1 protein-coding gene is annotated in these 13,225 nt (G+C 69.7%); it reads left to right on the top strand.

All coding sequences use genetic code 11. From position 1 onward, the window contains the following. Nucleotides 1–176: 176 nt before the first annotated feature. A complete protein-coding gene (locus LDL49_RS23570; RefSeq protein ID WP_225293374.1) occupies nucleotides 177–13,223 on the top strand; it encodes a hemopexin repeat-containing protein in 13,047 nt (4,348 codons plus the stop codon). Nucleotides 13,224–13,225: the final 2 nt, after the last annotated feature.

The raw sequence follows: 13,225 nt of genomic DNA, 5'->3' as shown, positions 1-13,225 counted from the left end.
CGCCCAACGCCGCGAACGCGCCCGCATCCGAAGCGAGAAAGGCATCCGCTGGGGCGGCCGACCTCTGACTTCCGCAGCCTGAAGCCTCGTCATCCAACCCGGCGATCGTTTCCGGTCACAGCACTAGGCGAACATGGGTCGGCTGACACACGGGGATCCAAACAGGGGGGATCACATTGCGCAGGGATGACGCGTTACCCAGCTATGAGCAGCTCTTCGGCGAACTCGACTTCTGGGAGGGGGACGAAGCCCGATCGGTCTACTCGCCGGCCGCCTATCTCGTAGACCTCCTCAGGCTCCTGGACGGCGTCTTCCGGGATCCCGACCTGCTGGCGCGACGGCCCGATCTGGCCAGGATCCCGCTCGACGCCGAGCACACGTTCACCGAGTCGCCCTACCTCGACATCGTCAACGAAGTGCTGGAAACGGTCGTCGGGAGCGAGCCGTACGAGACGCTGCGAACGGCCCGCCACCCGTTCGGGATGCCGTTCTCCCTGCCGGCCGCGCAGTTCACGATGTACCTGCGCCAGCTCAAGGTCGCGCCCGAGGAGTTCTACCGGCTCTTCGCTCCCGACGTGGATCCCGACGTGGTCGCGCGGTTGTCGCTCGCGCTCTCGGCCGAGGACGTCCAGGTCGTGACCGTACCGGTCACCTCGGAAGACCAGCTCAGAGCCGACTACGGGCTCGGCGCGGACGAGCCGCTCAGCGCGCTGGCGGACGTCGAGCGGTTCAGGCGGGCGACCGGGCTGACCACGGTCGAGGTACGCGAGCTGGTCTATCAGAGCGAGGATCCGCAGCGGCCGCCGTCCACGTTCTTCGTCAATGGGGGAAATGAGGCTCCTACGGCAATAGACGGTCGGCGACTGGTCGGTGCCGGGTTCGCGTGGTTCGAGCGGGTCAACAGGTTCGTCCGGCTGGCCCGCAAGACCGGGCTGAGCATGACCGACCTCGACCGAGTGCTCACCACCTGCTGCGACAAGCGGCTGGACCTGGCCGCGCTGCGCACCATCGCCGTGGTCGTGTTCCTCCAGAAGGGCTACGAGCTGACCGTCGACGGGGTGTGCGGCCTGGCCGTGCCGATCGCACCGGCCGAGCTCGAGGATCTGCCCGACGTGTCCGGGGACATCCTGGCCACACACAACAGAGAGTATCGGCGCCGTTTGGCACGTTCCATCGAGACGGCCGAGAACGACATCGTCGACATCGTGCTGCGCTACCGCGACAGGTACGCCGCGCTGGAGCCGAGCCCGTTCGACCGGGGGGAGATCGGGCTGCCCGCGATCGCGCTGCTGCAACGGGCCGGGCGGCTCGTCGCGGCGCTCGGCGTGTCCGTCGGCGAGCTGTTCGACCTGCTGGAGGTGCTGGAGAGCGATCCGTCGCTGCAGCGGTACACGACGTTCCCGATTCTGGGCGGTACGCGGGCCCGGACCCGTGACTGCTACCGGATCCTCGAGGGCTCGGACGTGGCGTCGAGCTTGTGGCTGGCGCAGACGCTGCTCGCCGTCGGGCGCTGGATGCAGGCCGGCGGGTTCAGCGCGCAGGAGCTGGCCGACATCCTCGGCGGGGGGACGCCGGCCGACGACGACCAGGTGGCCGTGCTCGACGGGATCGACCGGCGGTTCGCGTCGGTCGCGATGAGCCCCGAGCTGTTCGTGTCGCGCCGGTTCGGCGAACGCGCGTCCCAGGTGCTCCACGACGTCCTGACCGCGTACGACGACGGCGTGGTCTCCGCCCGGGACGAACGCCTGCTCCGCCTCGACCGGGCCAAGGCGCGGCGCGCCGTCTACGACGCCGTCACCGACCTCGGGCTGATCGTCAAGGAGGACTTCGTCGACCTGGGGCTGGACGAGGGGCTGACGGCGAAGATCTTCGCCAACTTGGTCTTCGCCGGCCGCCTCCAGAGTGACGGCGCGCTCGTCGCCGACGGGCTGCCGAAGACGGTGGCGGAGCTGCGGCTGGCGAGGGACTACAGCTCGTTCGCCGAGCCGTTGTTCAAACTGATCAACAGCCTCGGCAACGGCACCGCGTCCTTCTTCCCCTCCGACCTGGCCTCCCTCGGCAACCTGAGGGAGGAGCAGCAAGCCGAGCTGTACGACAACCTCGTCTTCAACGGCTACCTCGACAGCGAGGGCGACGTCATCGACCCCGGCTTCTTCGCGGACGAGGCGAACGCCGCGCGGTTCATGGTCAACGCGGATCTCGACGACGTCGCGCCGGGCGTCCTGGCCGAGCTGCTCGACCGGGTCGAGCGGTTCCGGGGGGAGCGGCTCACGCTCGACCCCGAGATCTTCGCCGAGCTGCGGGTGGACGAGGCGGCGCTGCTGGCCAGTCTGCGCTTCAACGGCTACCTCGACGAGGACGGCGTCTATCTCGACAAGGTCGCGCTGGCCGGGCTGCGGCTGGACGACTTCGGGCTGGCGCTGGAGTTCTATCCGCGCCGGCGGGCCATCCTCGACGCGATGAAGGGGCAGATCGCGGCGTTCCAGAAGGAGACGTACGCCTTCACGCTCGACGACTTCGTGGACGTCGCCGACGACGCGATCGCCCAGCGGGTGATCGACGCCCTCGAAGGCTCCTACCTTCAGGAGGGCCGGGTGCTCGATGAGAGCGCCGAGGTGGAGCTGGGGGACGGGTTCCGGCCCGCCGAGCGGGTGATCGTCGCCGGCCGGATCGCGGAGATCCTGAAGGACGAGCAGCCGTACCGCCTCGACCTCCAGGCGGTCACCGAGCTCGGCTTCGACGACGGGGAGCGGGCCGACCTGGTGAGCGTGCTCGTCGCGGCCGGGCATCTCGACGAGGCGCTGGCCGTGCCCGAGGACCGGCTCGACTACTTCCGCGCCGCGACCAACGCGCTCGACTTCACGGTGCCCGGTGTGGAGGACTACGCCAAGGAGCTGTTCTTCCTGCTGCACCCCGTGGCCAAGGAGCTCGCCGCGGCGGTCGACGAGATCACGGACACGCTGGAGCGGCGGGCCGAGCTGCAGCAGGCGGCGCTATGGTCGGTGCTCGCCGACGCGTTCGGCGTGCCCGCGGCGACCGTGGCGGCGATCTGCGTCGCGGTGACCGGTGGCGTCCAGGAGGCGCTCGACGTGCTGGCCGTGCCGGCCCTCATGGCGGCCGAGGAGAGCGGTGAGGTCACGGCCGTGCCGCCGGATCCGCACTTCCGGCAGGCGTACCGGCGGATCCGGCGTTTCGCGCTGCTCGCGGCGAAGCTCGGCCTGGATCCCACCGAGGTCGCCGTGTCCTTCCAGGACCAGGACCTGGTCGGCAAGTACCCCGAGCCGCTGGCGCTGCCGCCGGGGCTCGACCGGTTCGACGCCGTGCTGGACAGCGCCGATGGCAACATCTACCTGTTCGGGGAGGGCGGTTTCTGGACCTACGCCAAGGCCACGTACGCGCTGGCCGACCCGCGGCCGAGACCGCTCATCGAGCTGTCGGCCCGGTTCACCGGGCTGACCGGGGTGGACGCCGCGTTCGCGCACCCCGACGGCAGCGAGTGGATCATCGGCCACGGCGGCGACGGCGGCTCACGTGTCTTCGTCAAGGAGCGCGGCGGCACCCGCTGGGCGGCCAAGGAGCAGGTCTGGGGCAAGGTCAGGAACAACTTCGACGACCCTCAGCGGATCGACAGCGCGTTCGTGGACGAGGACGGCAAGACCTACCTCTTCTCCGGGGATCAGTACATCCGCTACACCACCCCCGATTACACGGTGGTCGACGAGGGCTACCCGCGTGGCATCGACGAATGGTGGCAGGGGGAGGGCCACGACACGCCGCTGCCCAAGGCGTTCAAGAAGTCGGTCGACGCCTCCTTCCAGGACAGCGACGGCGGGATCCACCTCTTCACGGGGCAGCGTTACCTCGCGGTAGGGGGTACGGAGGAGGCGATCGCCGACAGGTGGGGCCGGGTCCGCAACGTCTTCGACGGCGCCGAACGCGTGGACGCGGCCTACGCCGACGCGAGCGGCGTCCACCTCTTCGCCGGCAACCAGGTGATCCGCTACTCCGGCAGCATCGAGAACGACGGCGTCCGCGTGGACGACGGCTACCCGCGGCGCATCGAGTCGGACTATCCCGGCATCCCCGGGCAGTTCGAGTCGGGGGTCGAGGCGGCCTTCGCCGACTGGGACGGGGCCGTCCACCTGTTCAAGGACGGCCGGACGGCCAAGAGCGACGGCGCCGCCGTCCCGACGGCCGAGCGCTGGGGTGTGCAGGCCCCCGTGCTGCCCAGCGGTACGGTCGACGCCGCGTTCACCGGGCTGGACGGGAAGACCTACCTGTTCAGCGGCGGGAGATACCTCAGATACTCCAGCGCCGACTACTCCGTCGTGGACCTCGGCTACCCGCGCGCGATCGCCGCCGACTGGGGCGGGCTGCGTGAGGTGGGCGCGTCGTTCGTCATGGACGGCAAGACCTACCTGTTCGGCGAGGGCGGCGAGCTCTTCGACGTGCCGCTGGAGCAGGAGAACGAGCTGAACGCCGGCCGCCTGTCGCCCGCGCTGCGGCGGCGGTTCATGGAGCACGGACTGACGTTCGCGGAAGGCGTGAGCGTCAGTGGCGGTGACACCGGCACAGGCAGCGGCGGCGTCAGCGGTACGACCACGGACTGGCACGTCGTCACCGAGCAGCGGATCGACGTCACGCTCGTCCGCGAGGCCAAGCGGATCCGGGTGCAGGCCGACGCGGGCCACTTCTACGTCCGCTATTCGACCAGGGACTACGCCACGCCGGACGTCGGCTACCCCAAGCCGGTCGCCGACAACTGGTGGAACCTGCCCGCCGCGCTGGCGGACGACCCCGCCTTCACCACGATCGACTCGGTCTTCAGCGCCGGGGACGGCCAGACGTACCTGTTCTCGGGTGAGCGTTTCGTGGTTTTCGACCACCGGCACCGCTGGTGGTCCGAGCCCCGCACGCTGCGGGAGCACTGGGACAGCATCCCCTTCACCAGGGTCGACGCCGCCTTCATCGGCAAGGACGGCCGGACGTACGTGTTCTCCGGCGACCAGTACGCCCGCTACTCGACCCGCGACTACACCAGGATCGACGACCGCTATCCCGCGAGTGTCCCGGCGTTCTGGGGCAACGTGATCAGCAACCTGGCCAGGACCGGGCGGGTCGACGCCACGCTGGTCATGGACGCGACGGAGCTGGTCGAGGGCGTCGAGGTGCCGCGTACGTACACGTACCTGTTCTCCGGGAACCAGTACGTGCGCTACGAGGGTCACGACTACACGACCGTGCAGGAGGGTTACCCGCGCGCCCTCGCGGAGCTGCACCGGGAGCCGCGGCTGGGCAACCTGAGCGTCACGCTCGACGGCGTGGACGCGGCCTTCGCCGATCGGCGCAACGTCTACCTGTTCAGGGGCGCGCGGTGCCACGTCGTCTCCAGCGAGCTGTACCGGAGCTACGACGATCTCGCACCGGTGAGCTGTGCCTTCGTCGAGGACGGCGCGGTGCTGGTCGAGGGGCCGGACGGCTGGGGGCGGCTGTCCGCGATCGAGGGGACGACCGTCACGGCGACGCCGGTCCGGCCGCGGACGCTGCGCCCGGTGCCGGAGGAGTTCAGGACCGGCCTGGACGCCGTCCTGGAGGGCGCCGACGGCAACACCTACCTGTTCAAGGGGCCGAACTGCTTCAACACCCGGCTGAACCGGGCGTACCCGCTCACGGAGGAGTGGGGCCGACCCCGTAACACGATTTATCAGGACAACGCGGTGGATGCGGCGTTTGTTGGACGGGACGGGAAGACCTACCTGTTCAGCGGTGACCAGTTCGTCGTCTACACCGGCACCGGCGACACGATCGACGGGGACCCGTTGCCCATCGCCGACCACTGGGCCGGGCTGACCGGCGTGGCGCTCGCCTACGTGCGCGACGGCAGGACCTACCTGTTCGAGCACCCGGACGACGAGGGCATGCTGCGCTACCTGGTCTATTCGGGTGAGGACTACCGGCAGCCCGACGACGGCTACCCCATGGTCACGGACGCCGGCTTCTGGGAGGTCCCCGGCGAGGAGAGCGCCGTGGTGCCCGACGCGGTGCTGTTCGAGGGCGGCACCATGCTCCTGCTGTTCGGCGAGCGGTGCGTCCAGTTCGACGAGGCGACCGGACGGTGGTCCTACCCGCGGCCGACCGAGCGGATCTGGCGGGACTTCGGCCGCGGCCTGGAGCCGGGCGACGCCCTGCGGACCGCGTTCACCGCGGCCGACGGCGCGACGTACTTCTTCTTCGGGGAGAGCTACGCCCGCTACGCCGACCGCGCCTTCTCGCCGCTCGCCCCGATCCGCGAGCGGTGGGGCCGCGCGCTCCACCCCTTCACCACGGTCGACGCCGCCTGTGTGTACGGGGGCGAGACCACGTTCCTGTTCTCGGGCGACCAGTACATCCGCTACACCGGCGCCGAGTACCGCTACGTGGATCCCGGCTACCCAAAGAAGATCATCGGCAACCTGCGCCAGGAGGAGGCGTTCACCGGCCTGCCCGAGGCGTTCGAGGACGCGGTGACGGACCGGCCGCTGGACGCGGTGCTCGCCAACCGGCGCAACCTGTACCTGTTCGTCGGCGGCGCCTGCCACGTCGTGTCCGTGACGGCTGAGGCCGACTACGACCTCGGGCTGCTCGGCGGCGTGCGCAACACGCTCGTGGAGCGGCAGAAGGTCGACGCGGCACTGGTCAGGGGCCCGCACACGTTCCTGTTCTCCGGCGACCAGTACGTCCGCTATTCCGGCACCGAGTACGACACCGTCGACGACGGCTACCCCCGCACGATCGACGGCTCGCTCAGCCAGGACCTAGACCTGCCGCACCTGCCCGACGCGTTCGCCGACGGGCTCGACGCGGCCTTCCGGGGGCTCGACGGTGGGACGTACCTGTTCAAGGGCACCCGATACCTGCGGGCCGACCGGGCCGAGCCGGACCAGCCGGTCAACAGCCTGTGGGGCAAGGTGCGCAACGCCTTCGCCGACGGGCCGGGCATCGAGGCCGCCTTCGCCGGGCCGACCGGCGAGCTGTACGCCTTCAAGCAGGGGCAGTACATCAGATACCAGCCCAATGACCTCGAATACGTCGCCGCCGGCTATCCCCGGACCGTCAAGGACGACTGGGGTGACCTGCCCGCCGCCTTCGAGGAGGCGGGGCCTGACGGCGCCTTCGTCTTCGAGGGCCGGACGTACCTGCTCAGGGATGATGAGTACGTCCGATATTCGGGCGCCTACGACACCGTGGACCGTACCTTCCCGCAGCCGATCAAGCACCGCTGGTCGGACACCGCCGACTACCGGCTGAGCGATCTGCACACCATTGTCAGGTTCGTCGAGCTGGCCCGGTCGCGTCCCGACGGCTTGGCCGCGTTCCTGCTGAACGGATCGGCGGCCGTCGAGGATCCTTATCAGTATCTGGCGGACCTGTTCGGCTGGGACGCCGACGAGCTGCGGTGGGCCAAGCGCAACGCCGCCCTGCTGATGGCCGGCCCGCCGGAGGAGGACCGCTTCGAGATCGAGTTCGTGCTCAAGCTGGTCGACGTGTTCGCGGTCGCCGGCCTGTTCGACGCGGGGCCGTCCACGATCTACACCGACGTCTGGTCCCGCGCCTTCGGCATGACTCCGGCCCCCGAGGCCGCCAACACCGCCCTGGCCGGCCTGCTCGAACGGACGTGCAGCCCAGCCGACTGGGTCACCCTGTCGGGCCAGATCCACGACGAGCTGAACCTGCTCAAGCGCGACGCCCTCGCCCCGTCGGCGATCATCCGGCTGGACGGCTTCAGGTCCACCCGCGACCTGTACGAGAAGTACCTGATCGACGTGGACATGGGCGGCACCGGCCGGACCTCCCGTGTCAGGGAGGCCATCGCGGCCACGCAGCTCTTCGTGCACCGCTACCTCCTCGACCTGGAGGAGGTCCCACTCCCGCCGGGCCGCGACGAGGACGAGGTGAGACGGCGGCTGAAGACCTGGTGGGGGTGGCTGAAGAACTACCGGCTCTGGGAGGCCAACCGGAAGGTCTTCCTCTATCCCGAGAACTACCTGCGCCCCGAGCTGCGCTCCGACAAGACACCCGCGTTCGAGGCGCTGGAGAGCGACCTGCTGCAGGGCGAGATCACACCGGAGACCGTACAACGGGTCTACAAGAGATATCTGGACGAGTACACGGAGGTCTCCAGGCTGGCGATCGCCGGCGGGTACGTCTACCCCGAGGACGGGGCCGACGAGGGCACCCGGCGTCTGGTCCTGTTCGGCCGGACGCGGACCGAGCCGCGCCGCTACTACTACCGGGGCGCGGAGTTCAGGGACGGCGTGCACCTCTCCGCCACCTGGGAGCCGTGGCTCAAGGTGGACGTCCAGATCGACGCCGACCGGGTCTATCCCGTGCACGCCTTCGGCCGCGTGTTCGTGTTCTGGACGGTCGTGGAGACGGTCCCGGTCGTGGTCACGTCCAACACGACCATCGATGCCACGAGGACCGGCGACACCCAGAACGTCAAGACCCCGCCGCCGCTGTACCGCGTCAAGATCTACTACTCCTTCCTCAACCTGAACGGGGAATGGGGGACCGCGCAGCTGCTGGCCGCCGACGACGCCCAGGAGAAGCAGATCACCGGCGTCCGGCTCTATGTGCAGGCGTCGCGGACCGTCCCCGGCGGGCCGGGCGGCCCGCACGACTCGATCATCGTCACCTGCTCCGACGCCGTCGGGGTCAGGTCGGCGTTCGCGCTCACCCCCGAGCTGTACGCGGTCAAGGCGGAAGGCGTGGCGGAACCCCCGCGCGCCGTGCGGCTGGACAAGATCTTCGCCGAGCCCGACTCCAGCCCCGTGGACGAGCCCGGCGCTGTCCGGTTCAACATGCCGGCCGGGACCCAGGACCGGCCGTGGCTGAGCGTCGACCACAAGGGCGGCAGCTTCCTGTGCCGGCCGGTGACCGCGCCGAGCGGGGCAGAGCCGCTGCTCCCGCTGGACGGCAACCCGGACGGGCTGCCGAGGTGGAAGCGGATCGACGCCGCGTTCGAGCTGCCCGATGGCAGGCGATGCTTCTTCGACAACGCGGGCAAGCGCTTCAAGCTCGGCACCGAGAAGCTGGCCCCCATCAAGGAGCGGTGGGGGATCATCGGCACCGGCCTGCTCAGGTCCGGCGTCGTCGACGCCGTCCTCGTCCGAGGCGGACACACCTACGTCTTCTCCGGCGCCGAGTATTACCGCTATTCGGGCCGGCCGTTCGGGCCGCCCGACACCGGGTACCCGAAGCAGCTCGACACCAACCCCGACGACCTGCCGCGATGGGCCAAGGTGAACGCCGCGTTCACGCTCGACGGCACCGAGTACTTCCTCTCCTTCGCGCGGAACGAGTACGTCGACTCCACGAACCTGCGCGATGTGAAGCGGATCAACACTCGCTGGGAGCTGCCCAAGGGCACTGTGGCGGACTCGGCCTTCGTCCACCGCGACCGCCTCTACGTCTTCGCGGGTGACACGTACATCCGCTTCAGCGGCGCGAACACCGCCGACGAACCGCGGCCGCTGCGCGAGAACACCGAGGGCCTGCCCCAGAGCGGCCCTGTCGGCGCGGCGTTCTCCTACGAGGAGCGCGGCTACTTCTTCGACAACACGGCGGGCACCTACCTCGCCCCGGACGGCCGGAGCCACCCGACCAGGGAGCTGGGCCGCCTACCCACGGCCATAGGCACGACCGAGTCCGTCGACGCCGCGTACGTGGACGGCGGCAGGCTCTACCTGACCAGCGGCCTGGAGCTGGTCCGCTACACGCTCCCCAAGGACGGAACCGTCCCCGACTACATCGACGACGGCTACCCCAAGAAGCTGAAGAGCCAGATCAAGGCCGTGATCGAGCGTAACCGGCAGCGCTATGTCCTCGGCACGAGCGAGTACGCGCTCCTGGAGGCCGGGCAGGAGCCGACGGGACAGCTGGCGTACCGGCCGGTTCCCGGCAACTGGGGCGGTCTGCCCGAAGGCTTCCAGACCGGGTTCACCGGCGTGCTCGACGGGGCCAAGCTCTACCTGTTCCTCGGCGCCGACTACGTCGTCTATCCGTCGGAGCCGACGGCCCAGCGGCCGTACGAGTTCGCCGGGCTGCCGCACGAGATCGTGCGGCTGACCTCCAGCACGGCCTACCGGCTGAACAAGGAGCTGCTGACCGGTGGCGTGGCGGCGCTGCTGGCCCCCGAGACGCAGGAGACGGACGAACTGCCCGCGTTCAGCGTCGAGAAGTCCGACGCGACCACGATCAAGGTCCAGCCGCAGGTGGCCGGGACACCGTCCAGCTCGCACCTCGACTTCCAGAGCGCCAACGGCATCTACTACTGGGAGATCTTCTTCCACGCCCCGCTGCTCATCGCGCAGGCGCTGAACAACGCCCAGCGCTTCGAGGACGCGCGGATCTGGTACGAGTACGTCTTCGACCCGACGGAGCGGGTGAGGTACTGGCGGTTCCTGCCGTTCCTGGCGGTCGACCTGCGGGCACTGGTCGGCAGTTGCCGCGCCGACCTGGCTGAGCTGGGCGACGACGGCTCGGCCGTCGCGGCCGCTCTCGAACCGATCCTCGCCCGGCTGGCGGCGCTGGCCCCGGCGTTCGAGCAGGCCGGCGAGCTCTCGCAGGAGGACAAGGACTTCCTGGCCGGCCTCGCGGACACCGAGCTTAAGGACACGGGGCTGAAGGACATCGAGACCACGCTGCAGGCCATGCGGGGGACCTCCGGCCTGCTGGAGCGGATCGCCATGATCGGCTGGCTCCGGCGGCAGTACGACCTCATGGGCGATCGCGGGAAGCTGATCACGGCGTACATGGACGATCCGTTCGACCCGCACGCGATCGCGGAGCTGCGCCCGTCCGCCTACCGCCGGGCCGTGGTGATGGCCTACATCGACAACCTGCTCGACTGGGGTGACCTGCTCTTCCGCCAGTACACGGCGGAGAGCGTCGACGAGGCCAGGATGCTCTACATCTTCGCCTACGACCTGCTGGGGGAGCGGCCGGACGTCCTCGGCCCGCGCCCGCTGTCGGCCGCCGTGACCTACGAGGACCTGCGCCGCCTCCCGCCGGCGGAGCTGGACGAGCTGGACGACGAGCTGAAGGCGCTGACCGCCGGGGGAGCGCTGCTGGAGGGGCCCGGGGAGGTGCACAAGAGCGTCGCGAGCCCGTACTTCTACGTGCCCGAGAACAGCGTCTTCTTCGAGTACTGGACCCGCGTCGAGGACCGGCTGCGGAAGATCCGGCAGTCGCTCGACATCATGGGCGTCAGCCTGCCGCTGCCGCTGTTCGAGCCGCCGGCCGACGTCATGGCGCTGGTCCGCGGTGCCGCCTCCGGAGCCTCGCTCGACCGGCTCACGCAGGGGATGGCGGCGCCGGTCCCGCACTACCGCTTCGCCTTCGTGTTCAGGAAGGCCCAGGACCTCGCCGACAAGGTACGGCAGTTCGGCAACGACCTGCTCAACGTGCTGGAGCGGCGCGACGTGGAGGAGCTCGCCCTGCTGCAGAACCGGCAGGAGGGCACGATCCTCGCCCTGACGCGCGGCATCAAGGAGGCGCAGATCAAGGTCGCCGAGGAGAACCTGGCCGAGCTGGAGGCGAGCAGGGACGGCGCGACGGCGCGGGTCAAGCACTACGAGAAGCTGATCGCCGACGGCCTCTCCCCGCTCCAGGTCGAGCAGCTGAGCCGGATGAAGAGCGGCTCCGACGCCCACTTCGTCGCGGGCGGCCTGAAGATCGCCGCCTCGATCGCCCTGGGCGTGCCGCAGGCACTGCTCGGGCCGTTCATCTTCGGTACGGGCTTCGGCGGCGAGCAGATCGGAAACGCCCTCGACAAGGTGGCCGACGTCTCCTCCACGCTTGCCGAGGGCTACAGCACGCTCGGCGAGCTGATCGGCGTACGGTCGGAGCAGGAGCGCACGGCGCAGGACTGGGATCTCCAGCTCAACATGGCCAAGAGCGACGTGACCCAGCTCGGCCACCAGCTGACCAGCGCCCAGCACCAGCTGACGATCGCCCAGCGGGAGCTCGCCGTCGTCACGCAGGACATCGCCAACCTGGAGGCGGTGGCCGCGTTCATGAAGGACAAGTTCGCGGGCGCCGAGCTCTACCACTGGATGGCCGGGCGGATGTCCGGGCTGTTCTTCCAGACCTACAACCTGGCGTACGAGATGGCGCGGTCCGCCGAGCGGGCCTACCAGTTCGAGCGGGGCGACACCAACGGCGAGGGTGGCTACATCCAGCCGATGTACTGGGAGAGCCGGCGCAACGGCCTGCTCGCCGGCGACAGCCTCGGCCTCGACCTGGAACGGCTGGGCAAGGCGTACGTCGACACCGACAGCCGCGGGATGGAGATCACCAAGAAGGTCTCGCTGCTGGGCCTGGACCCGCTCGCCCTGCTGGCCCTGCGCGGCGAGGGGCGCTGCGAGTTCGCGCTGACGGAGGCACTGTTCGACCGGGACTTCCCCGGGCACTTCCGGCGCCGGATCCGGACGCTGTCGGTCTCCTTCCTGGGCGCGGACGGGCCGCTCGGCGTCTACGCGACGCTGACGCAGCTCGACAGCAAGACCGTCCTGGCGGCCGACCCGAAGGCGGTCAAGTTCCTGCTCGACCCGAAGGGCGCGCCGCCCGGCACGCTGCGCCCGGACTGGCGCTCCGGCCAGCAGATCGCGCTGTCGGACATCGAGGAGTACAAGGAGAACAACGGGCTGTTCGAGCTGCGCCTGGACGACGACCGTTACCTGCCGTTCGAGGGCACGGGGGCGGTCTCGCGGTGGCGGCTGCAGCTCTCGGGCCCGGCTCCGGCCGGCCTGAGCGACGTGGTCGTCACCGTCAAGTACAGCGCGGACCAGGGCGGGGAGGTCTTCGCCAACGCGGTCAAGGGCATGCTCAAGCCGTACCCGTCGGCCCGCTACTTCGACGTGGCGGGCGAGTTCGCCGACGAGTGGGCCCAGTTCCAGGAGGGCGAGGACGACCAGCTCGTCCTGCCGTTCACGCCGGACCGGTTCCCCGCCATGAGCGGGCGGCAGATCACCGGCGTCTACCCCAGGTACGAGCTGGCCGGGCGCGGTTCGGTGCGCTTCCTGCTCAACGGCGACAAGAGGCTCGCGCTCAACGACGGCAACCTCCTGCGCACCCCCGGTCTCAGCGTCGGCGGGAACCCGTGGGTGCTGGTCCTGGAGGGTGACAAGGCGGCTCTGACCAACCTCGGCCTGGTGCTCACGTACCGGGCGAGCGTTCAGTAGGG

Origin of the sequence: Nonomuraea aurantiaca (assembly GCF_020215705.1) — a bacterium.
Lineage (GTDB): Bacteria > Actinomycetota > Actinomycetes > Streptosporangiales > Streptosporangiaceae > Nonomuraea > Nonomuraea aurantiaca.
The sequence above is the reverse complement of the archived record's forward strand: the minus strand, read 5'-3'. Positions and strand labels throughout refer to the sequence as shown.